The sequence below is a fragment of the Pseudarthrobacter sp. S6 genome (assembly GCF_050156575.1).
Classification (GTDB): Bacteria; Actinomycetota; Actinomycetes; order Actinomycetales; family Micrococcaceae; genus Arthrobacter.
On sequence record NZ_CP189581.1, the window covers coordinates 688,478 to 708,444 of the forward strand.

23 protein-coding genes are annotated in these 19,967 nt (G+C 65.1%); 13 read left to right on the top strand and 10 right to left on the bottom strand.

What is annotated here, in order from left to right:
* Window positions 1-109: 109 nt before the first annotated feature.
* Window positions 110-316, bottom strand: a complete 207-nt coding sequence (locus ACQCS0_RS03455) for a hypothetical protein (RefSeq protein ID WP_354154771.1) — start codon at window positions 314-316, stop codon at window positions 110-112.
* 139 nt (window positions 317-455) lie between these two features.
* On the opposite strand from ACQCS0_RS03455, the gene ACQCS0_RS03460 reads away from it, so the two are divergent.
* A complete protein-coding gene (locus ACQCS0_RS03460) occupies window positions 456-881 on the top strand; it encodes a CoA-binding protein (protein ID WP_354154770.1) in 426 nt (141 codons plus the stop codon).
* 61 nt (window positions 882-942) lie between these two features.
* Here ACQCS0_RS03460 and ACQCS0_RS03465 read toward each other — a convergent pair whose 3' ends face one another.
* Window positions 943-1,971 (bottom strand): 2-oxoglutarate and iron-dependent oxygenase domain-containing protein, encoded by a 1,029-nt coding sequence (locus ACQCS0_RS03465; RefSeq protein ID WP_354154769.1) that lies wholly within the window; start codon window positions 1,969-1,971, stop codon window positions 943-945.
* A gap of 45 nt (window positions 1,972-2,016) precedes the next feature.
* On the opposite strand from ACQCS0_RS03465, the gene ACQCS0_RS03470 reads away from it, so the two are divergent.
* The 4 genes from ACQCS0_RS03470 to ACQCS0_RS03485 are packed head-to-tail and all read left to right on the top strand — an operon-like array spanning window position 2,017 to window position 3,622.
* A complete protein-coding gene (locus ACQCS0_RS03470) occupies window positions 2,017-2,442 on the top strand; it encodes an MmcQ/YjbR family DNA-binding protein (protein ID WP_354154768.1) in 426 nt (141 codons plus the stop codon).
* Complete coding sequence (locus ACQCS0_RS03475; protein ID WP_354154767.1) at window positions 2,439-2,981, top strand: DUF1990 domain-containing protein; 543 nt, start codon at window positions 2,439-2,441, stop codon at window positions 2,979-2,981. The genes ACQCS0_RS03470 and ACQCS0_RS03475 overlap by 4 nt, the downstream gene beginning before the upstream one ends.
* A 30-nt stretch (window positions 2,982-3,011) precedes the next feature.
* Window positions 3,012-3,329, top strand: coding sequence for a putative quinol monooxygenase (locus tag ACQCS0_RS03480; RefSeq protein WP_354154766.1), 318 nt, complete (start codon window positions 3,012-3,014; stop codon window positions 3,327-3,329).
* A complete protein-coding gene (locus tag ACQCS0_RS03485; protein ID WP_354154765.1) occupies window positions 3,329-3,622 on the top strand; it encodes a DUF503 domain-containing protein in 294 nt (97 codons plus the stop codon). Before ACQCS0_RS03480 ends, ACQCS0_RS03485 begins: the two co-directional genes overlap by 1 nt.
* An 80-nt stretch (window positions 3,623-3,702) precedes the next feature.
* Here ACQCS0_RS03485 and purL read toward each other — a convergent pair whose 3' ends face one another.
* The 3 genes from purL to purS are packed head-to-tail and all read right to left on the bottom strand — an operon-like array spanning window position 3,703 to window position 7,071.
* Window positions 3,703-6,039, bottom strand: coding sequence for a phosphoribosylformylglycinamidine synthase subunit PurL (gene purL, locus ACQCS0_RS03490; protein ID WP_354154764.1), 2,337 nt, complete (start codon window positions 6,037-6,039; stop codon window positions 3,703-3,705).
* On the bottom strand, window positions 6,036-6,818 hold the full coding sequence (gene purQ / locus ACQCS0_RS03495) for a phosphoribosylformylglycinamidine synthase subunit PurQ (protein ID WP_282329893.1): 783 nt from the start codon (window positions 6,816-6,818) through the stop codon (window positions 6,036-6,038). The genes purL and purQ overlap by 4 nt, the downstream gene beginning before the upstream one ends.
* Window position 6,819: 1 nt before the next feature.
* The gene (purS, locus tag ACQCS0_RS03500) at window positions 6,820-7,071 is read right to left on the bottom strand and encodes a phosphoribosylformylglycinamidine synthase subunit PurS (RefSeq protein ID WP_056631212.1); all 252 of its coding nucleotides are present in this window, start codon (window positions 7,069-7,071) and stop codon (window positions 6,820-6,822) included.
* 264 nt (window positions 7,072-7,335) lie between these two features.
* Between purS and ACQCS0_RS03505 the strand changes: the two genes are divergently transcribed.
* The 3 genes from ACQCS0_RS03505 to ACQCS0_RS03515 all read left to right on the top strand — a co-directional run bounded on the left by ACQCS0_RS03505 (window position 7,336) and on the right by ACQCS0_RS03515 (window position 11,946).
* Window positions 7,336-7,521: a hypothetical protein gene (locus ACQCS0_RS03505; protein WP_354154763.1), complete on the top strand. Its 186-nt coding sequence runs from the start codon at window positions 7,336-7,338 to the stop codon at window positions 7,519-7,521.
* Between the two features lie 329 nt (window positions 7,522-7,850).
* Window positions 7,851-10,826 carry an exo-alpha-sialidase gene (locus tag ACQCS0_RS03510; RefSeq protein ID WP_426940213.1) on the top strand — a complete coding sequence of 992 codons (2,976 nt, stop codon included), beginning with the start codon at window positions 7,851-7,853 and terminating at the stop codon, window positions 10,824-10,826.
* A gap of 88 nt (window positions 10,827-10,914) precedes the next feature.
* Complete coding sequence (locus tag ACQCS0_RS03515) at window positions 10,915-11,946, top strand: hypothetical protein (RefSeq protein ID WP_354154761.1); 1,032 nt, start codon at window positions 10,915-10,917, stop codon at window positions 11,944-11,946.
* Window positions 11,947-12,027: 81 nt separating this feature from the next.
* On the opposite strand, the gene ACQCS0_RS03520 is transcribed toward ACQCS0_RS03515, so the two are convergent.
* Genes ACQCS0_RS03520 through ACQCS0_RS03535 form a run of 4 tightly spaced genes read right to left on the bottom strand, consistent with a single transcriptional unit; the run spans window position 12,028 to window position 14,374 of the window.
* On the bottom strand, window positions 12,028-12,381 hold the full coding sequence (locus ACQCS0_RS03520) for a serine protease inhibitor (protein ID WP_354154760.1): 354 nt from the start codon (window positions 12,379-12,381) through the stop codon (window positions 12,028-12,030).
* Entirely contained in the window at window positions 12,378-13,310 is a 933-nt protein-coding gene (locus ACQCS0_RS03525; protein ID WP_426940032.1) for a 3-methyladenine DNA glycosylase, read from the bottom strand. Before ACQCS0_RS03525 ends, ACQCS0_RS03520 begins: the two co-directional genes overlap by 4 nt.
* The gene (locus tag ACQCS0_RS03530; protein ID WP_354154758.1) at window positions 13,288-13,851 is read right to left on the bottom strand and encodes an SSI family serine proteinase inhibitor; all 564 of its coding nucleotides are present in this window, start codon (window positions 13,849-13,851) and stop codon (window positions 13,288-13,290) included. Before ACQCS0_RS03530 ends, ACQCS0_RS03525 begins: the two co-directional genes overlap by 23 nt.
* Before the next feature lie 40 nt (window positions 13,852-13,891).
* Complete coding sequence (locus tag ACQCS0_RS03535) at window positions 13,892-14,374, bottom strand: MarR family transcriptional regulator (RefSeq protein ID WP_354154757.1); 483 nt, start codon at window positions 14,372-14,374, stop codon at window positions 13,892-13,894.
* A gap of 80 nt (window positions 14,375-14,454) precedes the next feature.
* On the opposite strand from ACQCS0_RS03535, the gene ACQCS0_RS03540 reads away from it, so the two are divergent.
* On the top strand, window positions 14,455-14,697 hold the full coding sequence (locus tag ACQCS0_RS03540) for a hypothetical protein (protein WP_354154756.1): 243 nt from the start codon (window positions 14,455-14,457) through the stop codon (window positions 14,695-14,697).
* A 131-nt stretch (window positions 14,698-14,828) separates the two neighbouring features.
* On the top strand, window positions 14,829-15,044 hold the full coding sequence (locus tag ACQCS0_RS03545) for a hypothetical protein (RefSeq protein ID WP_354154754.1): 216 nt from the start codon (window positions 14,829-14,831) through the stop codon (window positions 15,042-15,044).
* Window positions 15,045-15,078: 34 nt separating this feature from the next.
* On the opposite strand, the gene ACQCS0_RS03550 is transcribed toward ACQCS0_RS03545, so the two are convergent.
* On the bottom strand, window positions 15,079-16,437 hold the full coding sequence (locus tag ACQCS0_RS03550; protein WP_185262457.1) for an aspartate kinase: 1,359 nt from the start codon (window positions 16,435-16,437) through the stop codon (window positions 15,079-15,081).
* Window positions 16,438-16,652: 215 nt separating this feature from the next.
* Here ACQCS0_RS03550 and ACQCS0_RS03555 point away from each other — a divergent pair, with 215 nt between their 5' ends.
* The 3 genes from ACQCS0_RS03555 (at window position 16,653) to ACQCS0_RS03565 (ending at window position 19,963) form a co-directional block, all read left to right on the top strand.
* Complete coding sequence (locus ACQCS0_RS03555; protein ID WP_354154753.1) at window positions 16,653-17,624, top strand: ABC transporter ATP-binding protein; 972 nt, start codon at window positions 16,653-16,655, stop codon at window positions 17,622-17,624.
* A complete protein-coding gene (locus tag ACQCS0_RS03560) occupies window positions 17,621-18,772 on the top strand; it encodes an ABC transporter permease subunit (RefSeq protein ID WP_354154752.1) in 1,152 nt (383 codons plus the stop codon). The genes ACQCS0_RS03555 and ACQCS0_RS03560 overlap by 4 nt, the downstream gene beginning before the upstream one ends.
* Window positions 18,773-19,042: 270 nt before the next feature.
* Entirely contained in the window at window positions 19,043-19,963 is a 921-nt protein-coding gene (locus ACQCS0_RS03565) for a hypothetical protein (protein WP_354154751.1), read from the top strand.
* Window positions 19,964-19,967: the final 4 nt, after the last annotated feature.

Genomic DNA, 19,967 nt, shown 5'->3' on the forward strand with positions numbered 1-19,967 from the left:
GTTCGGCTCGGTCGAGGACCATCCCGACGAGCTGCTGGAAGGGCCGGGCGCGTCACGCAGCCCTGCTTCGATCGCCGTGGCCTTCGAAGTGGATTGTGGGGAGTCCGTTTCAACGGTCGCTGCTGCGGCACTGGCGGGACTCGGGGTAGTCAAAGGTGGGGCAGTAGATACTTTTGGTGTCATAGATGTGCTCCATCGATCCTGGCAGTAGCACCCTCCGCTGTGTGCCGAGGATGGTCGCCTCAACGGGTACAGCGCTGGTCAGGGATGCTGCGGCTTCATCGATCCAGGTCTCTTGGCCGCTCGGGATGGTCACTTCCACTAGAACCGAACCGCACGCCATGCGCCAAATCGGGATCCATGGAACGTAATATTCGTTCCTGCCATGCGTTAGTGCCTGGAATCAGTCAATTATTCGACGAGGAGCCGCTCCCGAGACGATGTACGCTTGCATTATGGGCCACGTCAACGATCCTGCCGTTATTGAGCGCCTGATGCGGGACAAAGGGCGGTGGGCCATCGTGGGCCTCACCACCAATGAGTGGCGCGCAGCCTACGATACATCGCTGTTTATCCGCGACCGGCTCGGTATGGAGATCATCCCCGTCAACCTTCCCGCCGACCCCGTCCACGGCGAAACGGGGTACCGCACGCTGGGTGAGATTCCCAGTGAAAAGCAACCCCTCGACGTCGTCGACTGCTTTGTGAATTCACAGCGGGTCGGGACGGTGGTGGACCAGGCAATTACGGTGGGCGCCAAGGCCGTGTGGTTGCAGCTGGGCGTTATCGACGAAGCGGCGGTGGACCGGGCCAAGGCAGCCGGCCTGGACGTGGTGATGAACGTTTGCCCCGCGCAGCAGGCATGGAAGTACAACCTCTGACTGGTTCCCCGGGGCGCGCTGATTCCCGCGGACGCTCAACGCGCCTCGCGCGGCACGACGCTCAGCGCTGCATAAGCTCCGGGTAGTGGCGTTCGGTCACGTCGGGATGGGCGCGCATGCGGCCCTTAAGCATGTTCAGGCCAAAGGACGCGAGCAGCGGGTTGGCCGGGTCGTCGGAGATGCCGCGGGCCTGGGCTTTGAGCTCGGGCGGAAGCGGTACCGGATCGATGACGGCATCCAGCCGCGGCGACCAGAAGAATGGGACTGAGTAGCGGTCCACGCCGGGTGGCGGCGCCTGGACGCGGTGGATCGTGGCGGCAAGGAAACCTTCCGTGGCCACCTCCAGCATTTCGCCCAGATTCACCACGAGTGCCCCGGGAACAGGCTCAACCGGCGCCCATTCGCTCGTCCCGGGCGGCAGGACTTCGAGTCCGCCCACCTCGTCCTGGAGGAGCAGGGTGACAAAACCGTAGTCGGCGTGGGAGCCCACGCCCTGGTCGCCGGCCGCTTCCACCACACCGCCGACGTAATGCACCAGCTTTCCCATCCACGCCGGTTCGTTGCCGAAGGGCTCGTCGAAGTGGTCCTCGGGCAGTCCCAAGGAAACCGAGATGCCGCGGAGCAGCTCCATGCCCACGCTGGACATCAGCTCGGCCCAGGCCATGGCCGCCGGCTTGAGCTCCGGCAATGCCTCATCGGGCCACATGTTGTGCCCCTGGAGCAGCCAGTACGGCTGATCGGCCGGGTAGTTGTTGACGGGTTCGCGCTCGGGGGAGTAGTCGATCTGCTCGCGCGCGTCGGCCCGGCCCTGCGTGATTTCGGTGCCCATCCGGGTGTAGCCGCGGAAGTGCGGTGAAATCCTGTTGTCCAGCTTCATCCGCTCCTCGAGCGGCAGATCGAAGAACTGTTTAATGAGGGCCAGCAGCTCCTCGGCCTGGCCGGGGGCGGCGCCGTACCCGGTGATTTGGAAGAAGCCCACGTTGTGGGCGGCGTCCCGCAGCTGATCTATGAATTCCGGGCTGAAGGAGCCGTACGGCTGGCGTGCGGCGCTCATGTCCAGAACGGGGATGGTGGCCTGGTCGGGTGACATCTTCGCAGACTAGCACCGCCGGGAAGGGCTTTGTAGGCTCGATCCATGGACGCAGCTCAACTCAAGGCCATCTGCCTGTCATTTCCCGGTTCCTTCGAGGATTTTCCCTTCGGTCCGGAGACCTCCGTGTTTAAGGTCCGGGCCCTTGTAGCTGGTGGCGCCAGGCATGAAGCCAAGATGTTCGCGGCGTCTGCGCTTGACGGCCCCAGCCTTTCCGTAAGCCTGAAGTGCGAGCCCGCCCTGGCTGAGCAGTTGCGCGCAGCCCATCCGGACATTACGGGCGCGTGGCACATGAACAAGACCCACTGGAACGGTGTGCGGCTGGTCGGAAACCTGCCCGATGCCATGGTCCGGGACATGGTGGAGGACTCCTACGACCTGGTGGTGGCCTCCCTGAGCCGCAAGCAACAGGAGCGGCTGGGCTGGGCGCGGCCGTCCGGTTCTTGGGGTTCTTCGGGCGGGCCCCGTTGACCGGGAAGCGCCTGGCCGCCGGTGACCTCAACTACGCGGGCATCGGCTCCACTGAACACGGCCGGCCGCCGGAAGGCTACCCGCTCTTCGTATCGCGGGAGTATCTGGGCGTTGGGCCGGTGGTCTACCGCCGGGTGGCGCACGGAATCCTCACCTGGGAGCTGCAGCGGCGGTCCGGGCTGCGCGTCCGGACCGAGTCCGACGCCGTGGTCGCCGGTGCACGCGTGGTGAGCGGGTTCGGCGTCGGGCCCTTCCGCATCAATGCCCCGTGCGAGGTGGTCTGGGTCCGGCATCCCGTGCCGGGAGATGGCCCGCAGTCGGCGGGCTTCGGCTATGGGACGCTGCCCGGCCACCCGGAGCGCGGCGAGGAAGCCTTCGAAGTTGAGATCGTCGCCGACGGGCGGGTGTTCCTGAAGATCACGGCCTTCAGCCGGCACGCCAACTGGTTCTACCAGGCCGGCGGCCTGCTGGCCCGGGCCGCGCAACGGCACGTCACTTCGCGATACGTTGAAGGGGCACGTCAGCTCGCCGCGGGGTAGTCCATGTCCCGCAACGGAAGGATATACCGCATGATCTTCATCGTCGTTAAATTCAAGGTCAAGCCCGACTGGTCCGAGCGCTGGCTCGGCCTCGTTGACGACTTCACCCAAGCCACACGCGAGGAGACCGGCAACCTGTGGTTCGACTGGTCCCGCAGCGTGGACGACCCCAACGAGTTCGTGCTGGTGGAAGCCTTCAAGGACGACGCCGCCGGGGACCACGTCAACAGCATCCACTTCAAGCAGGCTATGGCGGACATGCCGCAGGCCCTGGCCGAGACGCCGCGCATCATCAGCCGCCAGCTCGACGGCGACGGCTGGGACCGGATGGGCGAACTGACCATCTGATGTGGATCGGCTGGATTGAATTCGACATCCTCCTCGGCGATGTCCAGAGCCTGAAGGAGAAACGTTCCGTCATCAGGCCGCTGCTGGCCGAGCTCAAGCGCCGCTTTGACGTGTCCGTCGCGGAGGTGGGGGATCATGACCAATACCGGCGCTCGCAGGTGGGGGCAGGCCTGGTGGCAGCAGACCGGGCGCACCTCGTGGAGGTACTCACCGCCGTCGAACGCCTTGTGGCCGCCCGGCCCGAATTTGAGCTGCTTAGCTCGAGGCAGCGGGAGCTCCGCAGCGACGATTAAACCAACGCGGGGTCACTTACGGCCCATCCCGAGGGGATTATTGGGCGGAAAGTGACCCCGCGTTGGTTTAAGGGTGGGGGCTAGCCGAAGTATTTCGGCAGGGTCGCCTCGTGGGCTTCGCGGAGGGCGTCCAGCGGCATGGTGTCCACGCCGTTGATCTCCAGGTTGCCGCTGGCTGCGTCCACCACGCCGATCCGGGTGTGGGCAAAGCCGCGGGCCGTGCACATGTCCTTGAACCGGACCTCTTCCGAGCGGGGCACACCGACAATTGCGCGGCCCTGGGACTCGGAGAACAGCGCCGTGAACAGGTCCACGCCGTCGCGGTCCAGCACGTCCTGCAGGGCGATCCGGGCACCAACGCCATAGCGCAGCGCGGACTCCACGAGGGCTGCCGCGAGGCCGCCCTCGGAGAGGTCGTGGGCGGAGTCCACCATGCCGTCGCGGGACGCGTTGATCAGGATTTCGCCCAGCTCGCGTTCGGCAGCGAGGTCAACCTTGGGCGGAAGTCCGCCCAGGTGGCCGCGCATGTTGGCCCACTCAGAACCGTCCAGCTCGGCGGCCGTCGTACCCAGCAGGTAGATGGCCTGGCCATCTTCCCTCCAGCCCGACGGCGTGCGGCGGGCGACGTCGTCGAGCTTGCCCAGCACTGCCACCACGGGGGAGGGGTGGATGGGGGTGGTGCCGGTCTGGTTGTACAGCGAGACGTTTCCGCCCGTGACCGGGATGCCCAGCACCATGCAGGCATCGGACAGGCCGCGGATGGCCTCCGCGAGCTGCCACATCACGTCCGGGTCCTCGGGGGAGCCGAAGTTCAGGCAGTCGCTGACGGCCATCGGAACAGCGCCGGATGTGGCCACGTTGCGGTAGGCCTCGGCCAGCGCCAGCTGTGCGCCGTGGTACGGGTCAAGGTATGTGTAGCGGCCGTTGGCATCGGTGGCCAGGGCAACGCCCAGGCCGGTTTCCTCATCCACGCGGACCACGCCGGCGTCGTCCGGGAACGCGAGGGCGGTGTTGCCACCGACGTACCGGTCGTACTGGTTGGTGATCCACGCCTTGCTGCACATGTTCGGCGAGGCCACGAGTTCGGTGACGGCGGCAGCCAGTTCCGCAGGGACGGAGGGGCGGCCGGTGTCCTGCACGGAGCCGGTGAAGGGATCAGCCTGTACGGAATCCTGCCATGAGGGGCGGGCGTAAGGGCGGTCGTAAACCGGGCCGTCATGGGCCACTGTGCGCGGGTCGACGTCCACGATGACTACGCCGTCCCAGGTGATGATCAGGCGGCCGGTGTCGGTGACTTCGCCGAGCCAGGAGTACTCCACGGCCCACTTGTCCATCACAGCTTCGAAGGCGGCGACGTTCTCCGGGGTGACCACGGCCATCATGCGTTCCTGCGACTCGGACATCAGGATCTCGCCCGGAGTCAGGGTGGGATCGCGCAGCAGAACGGAGGTCAGTTCAACTTCCATGCCGCCGTCGCCGTTGGAGGCCAGTTCGGACGTGGCGCAGGAGATGCCAGCGGCGCCGAGGTCCTGGATACCCTCAACCAGCGAGCCCTTGAAGAGCTCCAGGCAGCACTCGATCAGGACCTTTTCAGCGAACGGGTCGCCCACCTGGACGGCGGGGCGCTTGGACGGCTTCGTGTCATCGAAGGACTCCGAAGCGAGCACCGAGGCGCCGCCAATGCCGTCTCCTCCGGTGCGTGCACCGAACAGGACCACCTTGTTGCCTTTGCCGGACGCGTTGGCGAGGCGGATGTCCTCGTGGCGCATTACGCCTACAGCCAGCGCGTTTACAAGCGGGTTGCCCTGGTAAACCGAGTCGAACACCATTTCGCCGCCGATGTTCGGCAGGCCCAGCGAGTTGCCATAGCCGCCGATGCCGGCAACGGCACCGTGCATCACTCGGGCAGTGTCTGGGTGGTCAATGGCGCCGAAGCGGAGCGGATCCATCACTGCAACCGGGCGCGCGCCCATAGAGATGATGTCGCGGACGATGCCGCCAATGCCGGTGGCTGCACCCTGGTAGGGCTCCACGAACGACGGCGAGTTGTGGGACTCGATCTTGAACGTTACGGCCCAGCCGTCGCCCAGGTTGGTGACGCCGGCGTTTTCGCCGATGCCCACCAGCATGTCCTTCTTCATCTCCTCGGTCACCTTGTCGCCGAACTGACGCAGGTGGTTCTTCGAAGACTTGTAGGAGCAGTGCTCGCTCCACATGACGGAGTACATGGCCAGTTCGGCGCCGGTGGGGCGGCGGCCCAGGACCTTGACTACTTCATCGAACTCGTTCTGCTTCAGGCCCAGTTCGGCCCACGGCAGGTCGGTGTCCGGCGTCTTGGCAGCGTTCTCGACGGTGTCAATGTTGAATTTCTTGGATGAGGTCTCGACAGGCTCGACCACCGAATTGGTTTCGGTCATTTGTTGCCTCCCACAATCTTGTTCAGTACGGAGGTGAAGAACCCCAGGCCGTCGGTATCCGTGCCCCCAATGCCATCCAGCGACTGCGGGCCGAAACCAACTTCCACCGCGTGCTCGGGGTGGGGCATAAGTCCCACCACGTTGCCAGCCGCGTTGGAGATGCCGGCGATGTCGCGGCGCGAGCCGTTGGGGTTGAAGCCAACGTAGCGGAACACCACGCGGCCTTCCGCTTCGAGGGCGTCCAGGACTTTTTCGTCGGCGATGTACTGGCCGTCCTGGTTTTTCAGCGGAACCGTGATTTCCTGGCCGGCCTCGTAGTCAAGGGTCCAGGCAGTGTTGCTGTTTTCCACGCGCAGGACCTGGTCGCGGCACATGAACTTCAGGTGGTCGTTCTTGATCATGGAGCCGGGCAGCAGGTGCGACTCGGTCAGGATCTGGAAGCCGTTGCAGATGCCCAGCACGGGCAAAGGATTCGAGGACGCGGTGCCTGTTGCTGCCTTAATGATCTCGGACATCAGCGGGGCGAAGCGGGCGATGGCGCCGGCGCGGAGGTAGTCGCCGTAGGAGAAACCGCCGGGGATTACGACGGCGTCCACGTCACCCAAGGTGGTGTCGGCGTGCCAAAGCGGCACTGGAGTGCCGCCGGCGAGCCGGACTGCACGGGCGGCGTCGCGGTCGTCAAGGGTGCCTGGGAACGTGACAACGCCGATCCGGGCACCGGCGAGCCGGGGCTCGGCGGCGACGGCGATTGCCTCGCCGATCAAGGGAAGTTCAGTCATCTCAGGCCTCGACGACCTCGACGTTGACGACGTCCTCGATCACCGGGTTGGACAGCAGGGTCTCGGCGGCTTCGCGGGCCTGGGCCAGGATTGCGTCTGTCACCTCGCCGTCAACCGTCAGTTCAAAGCGCTTGCCCTGGCGGACAGAGCTAAAGCTGGTGAAGCCCAGACGGGGGAGTGCACCCACGATGGCCTTCCCCTGCGGGTCCAAAATCTCGGGCTTGGGCATGACGTCAACAACGATCCGGGGCATCCGGCAACTCCTGTGCGTGAGCATTGGGTAAGGGCGCAGCGGAGTCACGCCGTCTTACGCCGTTCCAGGATGTTTTTTCGAACAGTGTCTTTAGAACAGTGTGAACGGGCGCTCCGCGAGCTTGCTAGCCCATTCTACCGGGCGGAGCGCCGCACCCTGTATTCGGTGGGATCGGCCACCGTCATCACGGCGGGGCGGGCTTTCGGGAGGTGGAGCACGACGGCGACTATGGCCTAAGGGTGCTGGCGTCACTAGGATTGCGACATGGCTGAAAAATCGAAATCCGTGCTGTTGCCGATGATGGCTTTGGCCGTTTTTGCCGGCTTGGGCCGGATGGTGGCGCAGAAGATCAAGGCGGACCGGGCTGCCCGGGAAACGCGAGTGACCGGCCCTATGGACGAAAAGACCCGGCAGTGGATCAGCGATGTGGTGCGAACGCCCAGGCAGTAGACGCCCGCCCCAGGCCTCGAGACTTTACGCAAGCGCAAATGGGCGTCCCACCACGGGGCGCCCATTTTTGTGCCCTGAGACAGGCCCTGGCCCCAGCGACAGGGCCCCTGCGCCAGATCCTCGGCTGCAAAATGCCCTGCTCCGAGTCGCTGCCCCAAGGCTCTCCCAGGCTTGTTTCAGAATCTCCTAGCCATGTGAGGTTCTACACACTATGGTCGTAGGACGTCGTATGTGGCAGGTGGTATCCCCTTGGGTGCCGGGACCGCCCGCACGGCCGAATTCTCCCGATCCGCCGCCCCGCGGCGCCTTGAAAGGATATGGAATTGCGAATCTTCACTCAGCGGAGCCGGTACCGAAATATTGGCCGGACCGCAGGAACCGGGCTGGTAGCGCTGGCGCTGCTAGCCGGATCCGGGATCGCTGCGCAGGCGGAACCGATCCCCTCTAACAGCCCCACCGCACCTCCCGGTTCATTTGCGGAGGCCAACATCGGCGCCGACCGTACGGCGGCGAACTTCTATTACCGGATTCCCGCACTTACCTACGTTGATAACAATGTGGTGCTCGCCTCATGGGACGGCCGTCCCGGCAGCGCGGCGGACGCCCCCAATCCCAACTCGATCGTGCAGCGCCGCAGCACTGACGGGGGCCAGACGTGGGGCCCCGTGCAGGTTATCGCCGCAGGCCACGTAGGCGACGCCTCGGGTCCGCGGTACGGCTATAGCGATCCTTCCTACATCTACGACGCCGAGGCCGGCAAGGTCTTCGCGCTGTTTGTGTACTCCAAGGACCAGGGCTTCTTCGGCAGCCAGTTCGGCAACAACGACGCCGACCGCACCGTCATCTCCTCGGCCGTCATCGAATCCTCCGACGGCGGCGTCACCTGGACCCAGCCGAGGCTCATCACCGACGTCACCAAGCCGGGCACCAGCAAGACCAGCCCCGTGGCCGGCGATATCCGCTCCAACTTCGCGTCCTCCGGCGAAGGCATCCAGCTCAAGTACGGCCAATACAAGGGCCGCCTGATCCAGCAGTACGCCGGCGATGTGCGCCAGGCGGACGGCACCAACAAGATCCAGGCCTACAGCGTCTACTCGGACGATCACGGCGTCACCTGGCACAAGGGCGCCAACGTGGGCGAGCGCATGGACGAGAACAAAACCGTGGAACTCTCCGACGGCCGCGTCATGCTGAACTCCCGCGACAACGCCAACCAGGGCTACCGCAAGGTGGCCGTCTCCACCGACGGCGGCGCCACCTACGGCCCGGTCACCCAGGACACCGAGCTGCCGGACCCGGCCAACAACGGCTCCATCGCCCGGATGTTCCCCGCCGCGGCACAGGGCTCAGTGGACGCCAAGAAGCTCATTTTTACGAATTCCAATTCCAAGACCGGCCGCGAGAACGTCTCCGCTCGCATCTCCTGCGACGACGGTGCCACCTGGCCCGGCGTGCGAACCATCCGTGCCGGCTTCTCCGCCTACTCCACCGTGTCCCGCCTCGAGGACGGCACGTTCGGCGTCCTTTATGAGGGCAGCTACACGGACAACATGCAGTTCGCGAAGTTCGACGACGCTTGGCTGAATTACGCATGCGCCCCGCTGTCCGTGCCCGCGGTGACCACGACTCCCGGTGCCACTTCACAGGTTGCCGTCACCGTCACTAACCAGGAAGCCACCACCCTCTCCGGCGCGACTGCCACCGTCTATACCCCGGCCGGCTGGACCGCCACCACGGTGCCCGTGCCCGCCGTCGCACCCGGCGCCTCGGCTGTTGTCAATGTCGCACTGACCGTCCCGGCGAACGCCGGTGGTCCGCAGAACCTGAACGCGGCATTCACGACGGCGGATGGCCGGGTTTCGCAGTTCACCTTCACCGCCACCGTCCCGTCGGCTCCGCAGGTGGGACTCACCATCACCGGAACCGCCCCGGCCCGGGACGTCATCGCCGGCCCCTACCAGGCAGTCGACGTCCTGAGCTACACGTTCGCCGTCAAGAGCACTGCGAACGTCACGGCGAATTCCGTCCCGGTCTCCGGCAACTTCGAGTCCGGTTTCCTGCCTCCCGCGCCCGGCGCACCCAGTGCCCCCAACTGCCGGTTCAACAACCTGGCCCCCGGTGCAACATACAACTGCGCCACGGCCAAGCACGCGGTGACCGCAGAGGACATCGAGCGCGGCTACTTCGTTCCCCAGGCAAGCTTCGCCATCACGGTCAGCGCGACGCCGTCGCTCACCAAGTCGGTTCCGTTCGCCGGCGCCGCTGTGGCCCTTCGTGATGGCCTGGTTTCCGCCGGCATTAGCGGCGCCCGTGCGGACTCCGGCCGTGACCTTGCCACCGCACCGTATGCCGCCGGCGACGCAGTTCCGTACACGTTCAGCGTGAGCAACACGAGCCCGCTTGTGGAGAAAGTGGTTCCCACCGCCGGCAACTTCAGCCCGTTCGTCCCCGAAGGCCCGGGTAACTGCCGCTACGGTGTGCTCCCGGCTGGCCAGGGTTACAGCTGCGCCACGCCGCGCCACACCGTGACCGCGGAAGAGGCCGCGCAGGGCTACTTCGTTCCGAAGACCACCTGGGAGGTCAGTTCCGCAGGCCAGAGCAACAAGGTCTACACGATCGACGGCGGCGAAGTGGACCTGAAGGTCCGCGACGCCAAGCTGGAAGGCACCGTGTCCGCTGAGTGGGCCGACGTCGACGGCGACCGTTTCGCCAGCGAAGGCGATACTGTCTCGTACACGTACACGGTAGGAAACGCCGGCAATGTCTCCCTGACCGGGCTGAGTGCCCCGGACGCTTCCATCGGTCAGGATGCCGTGGCCGTGGGCGGGACCGTGACGGCAACTCGCGAGCACGTCCTCACCGCAGCCGACATCGCGGCAGGCCGCCTCGACGCCGTCTCGTTCGAAGCAATTGCCACCAATGGCGCCAAGCAGGTCACAGCCACGGTGACCGGAGGAGCACTGGTGCTGGCTCTCCAGCCGGCGCAGCCCGAGGCTGTCCCCGTCCTCGCCGTCCAGGATCTTGAGGGGCAGCCTGCTCCGTTCGATCTGGGCACGCAGGAGAAGTACCGCAACGGCCAGAAGGTGACACTGAAGGGTCTCGAGTACGGCCAGTGGTACTACGTGTACCTGAACAAGAAGAGCTACCGGATCGGCTGGATTTTCCCCACCACGGACAACACGGTTGAGTTCATTTTGCCCTCCGGCGTGCAGAACGGTCGCGACGACGTTGTGGTGCTGGACAAGGATGGCAAGCAGGTCTCCTTTGACCGCCTGCAGGTGACTCCCAAGCGGCCTGGTCTATGACAATTCAGCGGACGACTACCTGAAGTTCATTCAGGGAACGGGCCTGGACCTGGGCATCCCGGATCTTGGAACAACCGCGCCGCGGGATATGAACGTTGCCTCGTTCGCGCTGGGGGCGCTTACCGGGATGACCGAGGTCACCCGGACGCTCACCGCGCTGACCCCGGGCGTCTACCGGGCCAAGGTCAATGTGCCCGGCATCAAGGTGACGGTCACGCCGTCGATCCTCAACTTCAATGCTGCCGGCGAGAAACGCACTTTCAAGGTCAAGTTCGGGAACACCAGCGCTGCTTTGGGGCAGTTTGCCATGGGCAACCTCGTCTGGCAGGGTGCCGGCAAGAACGTGGCATCGCCGGTGGCTGTCCGCCCGCAGTCGGTGGTGGCGCCGGCGAACCTGGCCTTCGCCTCGGAAGGCGGCCAGGGGCAGGGTGACATTCCGGTGGTTGCCGGCACCAACGCGCCCGTGAAGATCACCTTGGATGGTCTGTCCAAGGCTGACTCCTCAGCCATCGAGCTGGTTCCCGGACCGCTGGCCCTGGAAACGAACGCGTCCAACTTCGCCAAGGAGGTCACCGTTCCGGCAGGATCGCCGTTGGCAAAGTTCTCCGTCTTTTCAGCCGACCAGGCCGCCGACTTCGACATGGTGGTCTTCAACCCGGCGGGACAGGCGCTGCTGGCCCAGACGGCCTCTGCCAGCGAATCGCTTTCGGTTCCGAACCCGGCGCCGGGCGTTTACACGATTTTTGTGAACCTCTACGCAAGCCCCAATGGGGAGCCCACCAAGGCGTCCGTGGACGCGGCAGTGCTGGGAGCCCATGTGGGAAATGCCACGGTGACCCCCAATCCGCTGCGGCTCAGGAATGGCCAAGCGGGCATTGTGAAGCTGCAGTGGAAGGATCTCGCTGAGGGCTCGTACATCGGCCGGGTGACGTTTGACGGTTCGAGCGTTCCCACCTTCGTCTCCGTGGTTGTCACTCCGGGCAGCGCTGTGGTGATCCCTGATGATGAAACGGCCGATAACCCTGCCGCGGACTCGAAAGATAAGAAGGACAAGATCAAAAAGGAAAAGAAGAAGCAGGAGATCCCGGAGTTTTCCGGAAACCGCAACATGGATCTCTAGCTCTTCAAAAGAGCACGGAAACGCCGCCGGACCGTTTGGGTCCGGCGGCGTTTCCGTCGGTGCGGAGATTGCCGACGAGGGTCAGGTTTCGCCGCGGGAACCCATTGTCCCGCCGAGCAGGGGCGCCATGGCGCGCCAGCGGGAGATTTCACAACCGTCAGTTCGCCGGAAAGTCACACTCACGGGACGGCCGTTGATGGAGCCTGTCACAACGGCCACCTGCGGCCCGCCGTATTGCTGCGTGCAGAGTTTCGGGGGGCCCGGTTTGGGAAAGAAGATGTCCTCGCCGAAGCGTTCCATGGCTGACAACGCTGCTGCGGGGTCAGGCAACGTGCACCCGTCAGCAGGGTGGCCATCGTGGGCTATCAGCCGGAATTCGTACTCGGGGGCGTTTGGGTCTTCCGTGACCTTGATGGTCAGCTCGAGGTCCTTCATACGGCCCCTGCCGTTCGAAGCGGTGCCAAGGCTTGCGCCAGGCGCGCGCGGAGCGCGGCAGCCTCGGCCGCGAAGGCCCGCTGATGCTCAACGTAGGCCGCTTTGCCTTCAGCTGTTTCGATCCGGATGGGCGGGTAACCCCACTCCGCGAGGTCGTAGGGGGAAGCCTGCATGTCCATGGCCCGGATCCGCCAGGACAGTTCGAAGCAATCCATGACCAGTTCGCTGGGAAGCGCAGGCAGCAATTTGTACGCCCACTTGTAGAGATCCATGTTGGCGTGCAGGCAGCCCGGTTGTTCCATGTGCCGCTGGTTTTCGCGGCTGGGCGCCAGTTCGTTCAGCGCGATGGCGTCGGGCGTGTAGAAGCGGAAGGCATCAAAGTGTGAGCACCGGATCCGGTTGTCCTCCACCACTTTGTCCGTGCCGGTAGAACCCAGCCTCAGCTGCGGGTATTCATGGCGCCGGTCGAACTTGTCCTGGCGGTAGACCATGGCCCATTCGTGCAGCCCGAAGCAGCCGAACTGCGCAGGGCGGGCAGCGGTGCCGTGGAGAATGATGTCCGCGAACGCCACAGCCTCGTACCGGTCGGCCAAGAATTTGTCGCGATCAAAAGTCACTGCAGCGGTTCCTGGCGGCAGCCCCAGGGAGGCGAGTTCGCCGTCGTCGAGCGTCCTATAGTGCTTCCAGCCCATGCGGGCGGACGCGGCTTCAGCGGTCAGTACGACGCCGGCTCCCGGGTGCAAGCGCAGCAGCTGGCCAGGCTTCTGCGTGTAGTAAGTGAAAAGAAAATCCTCCACCGGGTGCTTCCGGCCTGCCGAGCGGCGGGCAAGGTAGGGATCAGAGTAACGGCGGACGCGTTGGGCGTGCGCTTCTTCGCGGGCACGCCAGGCATCGGCCGTCAGCAGGCTACGTTGCTCCACCGCTGGCACCTAGGACGTCCTGGGCTGCGTTCCATGCACCGATTTCGCAGCCGTTGGTGCGCGCGAACCCGGCATCGACGGGAGTATTGTCCACAATCCCGGTGACTGTGGCGGTCTGCGGGCCGCCGTATTGTTCGGTGCAGGCCACGTCTTTGCTCCTGGGAGCAGGGCTGAGGAGCGCTGCGTTGTTCTTGAGGGCAGCGCACGCAGCCTCAGGCGTGGGGTGTTTGCTCTCGGCTGTGGGAAGGCCATCGCGGCAGACCAGTGTGTAGTTCTCCGCCGGCTCAGCGGGAGAGGGCTTGACCATGATGGCAAGCTCGGCGTTTCCGGCGCCGAGGCCCGCCTTCGGGGCTGGGGGTGCGGAAGGGGACGGTGCCGGGACGGTGGTCTCGGTATCCGGAGCGGGGGCGGCGGTGGTGCCCTGGCTGGCGGAGGCGCTGGCTGAAGGGGTGGCGGACGACGTCCCGGTCCCGTCAGGCGTGCCCGTACACGCGGCAAGCAAGGCAACGGCGAGGACCGCCAGCAATGGCCGTACTGATCTCAAACGCATGGGCCCTCCTAGGTTGTTGCCATTTTACGCCTTGGCGGGTTTACTCCCCGACGGGTTGCCAGTCGGTTCCGGCGGTCGCGGCGATGAGCCCCATCATGGACTTGTGCAGCTCGCCCACCTGCTCCCGGGTCAGCCCCAGGCGTTCCATCATGGCGCCCGGGACGGCAACGGCCTGCTGGCGCAAGGAGGCACCGGCCGGGGTCAGGCCTACGGCAAGGCTGCGTTCGTTTCCGTCCACCCGCTGGCGGGTGACAAAGCCGGCCTCCTCCAGCCGCCGAAGAAGCGGTGAGATAGTGGCCGGCGCCTGAGCCAAGGCTTCACTGATGCTGCGCAGGCTGCGGGGTGCTGATTCCCAAAGACACAGCATCACGAGATATTGCGGGTGCGTGAGGCCGAGCTTTTCGAGGACGGGCTTGTAGGCGCCCACTATGCTTCTGGATGCCACAGTGAGGGCAAAACAGAGCTGCTGTTCCAAACGGAGGTCATCGTCCTGCTGCCGCGCAGCGCCGGCCCGTACCGTCATCACATTCCTCCAATAGTTAGTGCACTAATTGTTAGCGTACTCTGGAGCGAGTAGATGGTTCTATCGAAGGGGTCACTTTCATGGGCACAGGCACGTCAGCGGAGAAGGGCAACGCTTCCCAGCGGTTCATGCGGGCAACCGGGAAGCTCCGGGCAATTTTCGGCCCGGCCAACCGCAGTTCCCTGGTGCATGACATGACCGAAGAGAACCGGGAACTCCTTGCGCAGCGCGAGCGGGAAACCCAGCAATGGGAAACGCTCACCCGCCCGGACGGCAGCACCTATGTTGTGCCCAGGAACCCGGAGGACCAGTCCCTCCGCTGAGCCTTCCTGGCCGTCCCGTCAGGCTGAACCTCACCGGGCTCATTTTGTGGAAGCGGGCGTAAAATAGGGGCACTGACTCCAACAGGAGGTAGCGGCTCTTTCACCCGCAACGCGGGAAGGGGGTGGAAACAATGGGACATGCGCTCACCGGTTTTATGCACGTGACAGACAGGCTCCGTTTTGTCTTCGGGCCGGCAACGCGTCTGGACACGGATTTGCCCGTGATCCACAAGCATGATGAGTATGAGCAGGCGTCTGACGAGGACCTTTCCCACTTTGTAGTGGCAACCGATTCCGAAGGTCATCACTACGCCGTGCGCCGCGAAGAACTGGACAAGCAGGGCTGAAATAAGGGCGTTGCTTGTAGAGGGCGGACTTGGCCTAACGTCCGGTGCCGCCGTAGACGGTTGCCTCGTCCTCGCTATCCAGGTCGAAGGCCTTGTGGATTGCCCGGACGGCGTCGTCTAGGAGATCGGCGTGTGTCACCACGGAGATCCGGATTTCCGAGGTGGAGATCATGTTGATGTTGATCCCGGCGTCGGACAGGGCCTTGAAGAACGTCGCAGAGACGCCCGGGTGTGACCGCATGCCGGCCCCGATCAGGGACAGTTTGCCGATCTGTTCGTTGTATTCGATGTTCTCGAAGCCGATGTCCGGCTGCGCGGCCTTGAGTGCTGCCAGGGCCTCCGCACCTTCGACGATGGGGAGCGTGAAGGAAATGTCCGTCCGGCCCGTGCCGTGCGTGGAAACGTTCTGCACGATCATGTCGATGTTCGAGTGGGCGTCGGCAATGACCTGGAAGATCGCCGCGGCCTTGCCGGGGATATCCGGGACACCCACCACGGTGACCTTGGCTTCGGAACGGTCGTGTGCAACGCCGGAGATGATTGGCTGCTCCAAGGCAACTCCCTCTTGAGTGGTGATCTTGTCTTCGGCGCTGGGGATGACCCAGGTGCCTTCGTTCTGGCTGAATGAGGACCGGACATGCAACGGCACGCCGAACCGGCGTGCGTATTCAACGCAGCGCAGGTGCAGGATCTTTGCGCCGGACGCCGCGAGTTCCAGCATCTCTTCGCTGGAGATGGTGTCGATTTTCTGGGCGGACGGCACCACCCGGGGGTCTGCGGTGTATATGCCGTCAACGTCTGTGTAGATCTCGCAGACATCGGCATCGAGTGCGGCAGCCAGGGCGACGGCGGTGGTGTCCGAGCCGCCGCGGCCCAAGGTGGTGATCTCGTTGGTGCTGCGGCTCATCCCCTGGAAGCCGGCCACGATCGCGATGTGCCCCTTGTCCAGGGCGGTGCGGATGCGGTGCGGATCGACGTCGATAATGCGCGCCTTGCCGTGGATGCCGTCCGTGATCATGCCGGCCTGGGACCCGGTGAAGGACTGCGCTGAGGCGCCGAACTTGTTGATGGCCATGGCCAGCAGGGCCATGGAGATGCGCTCACCGGCGGAGAGGAGCATGTCCATCTCGCGGGCAGGGGCGGAATCAGTCACCTGGGCGGCAAGGTCCAGTAGTTCGTCGGTCGTGTCGCCCATGGCCGAAACGACCACCACCACTTCGTTGCCGGCGCGCTGGGCGTCGACCACGCGCTTGGCGACGCGCTTGACTCCCTCGGCATCCGACACCGAGGAGCCGCCGAACTTCTGCACGATCAGCTGTTTGGTCACGGCAGGGTCTTCGGGCAGCTCCTGTGGCTGCGTTGCTGCGTGCACTTCGGAAGTGGGCGTACTCATGCGCGTACCTTCACTGGATCAATCGGAGTTCTGGAGGTCAGGCACGGCCTTGCGGCTGGACGGCGTGACGTGTCAGCCCAGTTTATCGCCGCCTGTGGCCGCACGCGGAATTGTGTCCAAATCTCAGCCTCCCGGCGGATACTGCGCCCGTCGGCTCGGGCGTAGGCTCAAATAGTCAGTATGTATGAACGGCTTGGGGGACAGGTGCTCGGAAAATGACAGAAAATTGGGACCAAATAGGCATGCCGGCCCGGCCGGAAATCCCTCGTCAGGACGGCATCAGCGCCACCGCGGTGAGCCGCCGCTTCGGCCAGGTGCACGCCGTCGAGCACATGGATTTTCATGCTCCGGCGGGTAAAGTCACCGCCCTGATCGGCCCTAACGGGGCCGGTAAGACCACGTTGTTGCTTATGCTGGCTTCGCTGTTGGCGCCGGATTCCGGCACTATCACGGTGGATGGGCTCGATCCGCAGCACCACAGCCCGGAAGTGCGCAAAAGGATTGGCTGGATGCCGGACACCCTGGGGGTGTGGGAGTCCCTGACCGCCCGTGAAATTCTCACGCAGATAGCCCGTTTCTACCAGCTGCCCAAGGCCGGCATCCCGCAGCGCGTCACCGCCATGCTGGAACGTGTCCGCCTGAACGATCTGGCGGACCAGCCGGCCCGCGTCCTGTCCCGGGGGCAGCAGCAGCGCCTCAGTCTGGCCCGGGCCCTGATCCACGATCCGTCCGTGTTGCTCCTCGATGAGCCGGCGTCCGGCCTGGACCCGGGATCGCGGGTGGAGCTGCGCGTGATGCTGCGGCAGCTCGCGTCGGAGGGCAAATCCATAGTTGTCTCCTCCCACGTACTCAGCGAGCTGGACGAGATTGCCGACGCCGCGGTGTTCGTCAACCAGGGGAAGACGGTCCGGCACCAGACCACGGATGAGGCTTCCGCCTCCGGCAGGCGCTACGCCATCTCGGCAACCGACGGTACCGCGCTCGCCGCCAAAATAACGGAGCTGGGCCTGGCGTTCCGGGTTGAGGACGGCCGCCGGCCGGCCGTCAGCCTGGTGTTGCTGAACGACGGCGACGCCGCCCGCCTCCTGCGCGACCTGGTGCTGGCCGGCGTCGGGGTCAGTTCCTTTGCGCCCGCCTCGGGTGCCTTGGAAGAGACATACATGAACCTTGAGGGGGAGCGGCGATGAGCGAGATGACAGATATAACCCAGCGCCCGGCGGCCGCCGGTTTTGGTGCCGGCTACCTTGCTGGGATCCGTGATGTGGTGGTCCTGGAACTCAAACAGCGGCTCCGCTCCCGCGGCTGGTACATCATGCTGGCGATCTGGTTCATCCTGACGGGCCTGGTGACCTGGCTGACGTGGGCCAGCTGGAATGCCCAGCGCGAAGCGCAGCGGGCCTACTCCAACTTCATGCCGCCCGACACCGGACCAGGGTCCATGATCTTCGAAGTGGTCCTGGCCTTTGTCCTCCTTTTCGCGTTGCTGGTGGCGCCCGCGCTCTCTGCCAATGCCGTCAACGGCGACCGCGCCGGCGGCACCCTGGCCATCCTTCAGGTGACCCTGCTACGGCCCGGCCAGATCCTGTGGGGCAAGTTCTTCGCCGCGTGGGCCGCCGCTCTGGCATTCCTGGTGGCCAGCACGCCGTTCCTGATCATCGGAGTCGCCCTCGGCGGCATGACGCCCGGCCATGTTCTCGTGGCCCTGCTGATGCTGGCCGTCGAAGTCGGCGTGGTGTGTGCCATCGGCGTCGGAATTTCCGCGCTGGCGGGGCGCCCGCTGTTCTCGATTGTGGTCACCTACCTTGCCGTGGCCGGGCTGGTTTTCGGTTCCCTGATTGCCTTTGGCCTGGGCACCGGGCTCTCGCAGGGCACCATCATGGCCAACCAGGCGCAGTACCGCAACTACGATCAGTTACGGCCGGTACCCGACGACACGGTGGCGGAGGAACCGGCGTACACCTGCTCCGGACCGCTGCGTGCCCAGCCGGCCGTGCGGACAGAGAGAGTGGCGTGGATGCTCGCCATGAACCCCTACGTGGTGGTGGCCGACGCCATCCCCTATACGGTCCGAGTTAACAGTGGCTTCGGCATGTCGTCACCGGTAGGGGCCATCGAATCCATCAGCCAGGGTGCGCGTTACGCCATGGCCGGCCCGGAGGGCACATACCCTTGCGCCAATGGCGAGGCCAAGCCACAGTATCTGGCGCAGTCCACTCCGTTGTGGCCGCTGGGGCTTGGCCTGCAGCTGCTGCTTGCCGGCCTGCTGATGTGGTTGGGTTGGCGCTCGCTGCGCACCCCGGCGCACAGGCTGGCGCGCGGTACCCGTATCGCCTGAGGCGGGCACTGGACAGATCCGTCCCCGGCGGATCACGATTGGAATAGCCGGCCGAATGGCCGGTGACCGAGGGGGCTGGGCCTGTCCACCGGGATGGAGGCTCCGTCGGAAGCCGAACACACTCCTGACCTGCGTCCCCCTCCCGATGCCGTGTTCGAGCCTATCGGCGGGAGCCTGCCCAGCGAGCCGGAAGTGGGTGACGGTGACTGTTCGCCGACAGAAGGACAGTCCGGCAGATGGCTCCTCACGCAGATTGCGCACGAAGGATTTTTGGCCATCCGCAGTCGCCGGTTCTGGGTGGATTCGGCGATTGTCCTGTTGGGTACCGGGCTCGCAAGTACGGTCATTGTTGCGGTCATGTCCGGGGCCGGCGCGCCCGGGCTCGCCGGGACGTGGCCCTGGGCCTACGTGCTGGCGTCAGCAATTGTGCCTGCGTCGGCCTCCATGCTGGCGGTCCACTGGGGGTTGCTGGGTGAGCGCTGGCGGGGCCAACAGGACTCTTCGGGCTTTGGCCCCGGGTTGCCACTGCTCGCAACAAGTGTGCGGGGTCTGATCTTTGCGGTGCTGGCGTTGATGTCGGAATGGGTGGAGGCAACGATCGCCGGCGGTTCCGGCTGGCTTGCCGTCGCTGCCGCTGCCGCCGTTGCCCTGGAATTCCTGGTGTTCGGTGCCATCGGCACGGGGGTGGCCGCGTTGCTAAGGCACCCGGTGCGGGCGGGGGTCCTCGGATGGATGCTCGCCATGATGCTGGTTGCGGGGAACATAGCGGCAGTGTGGGCGCTGATGCCTGCCGTCCGCTCGCAACAGCCTGTAACAGTTTCCATGAACGTTACGTACGGGCATTTCGGTGAACCTATCGCCTACGACTGCGCGACCGAAGTGGTGGGCACTGCCGAGGTCTTCCATACTGAACGGATTATGTGGCTGGCCGCCACGAACCCGGTTGTCATCTTCACTATGGTGGCGGCGGATGCCGGGTTCGACGACGGCATTCCGGAATGGATTCCGGCGGCGCTTCAGTCGGCCGGTGACGGAAGCCAGGTTCCGTGTGCGGGCGGCGTTCCTGTAGTCGAAGACTCGCTGCACACCCCGTTGGCCGGAATCGGGCTCGCACTGCAGGGAACCCTGGCCGTCCTCCTCCTTGCCGCCGGCCACTGGGCTGCTCGACGCAGGCTGGCCACGGCGGCTTAGGCCC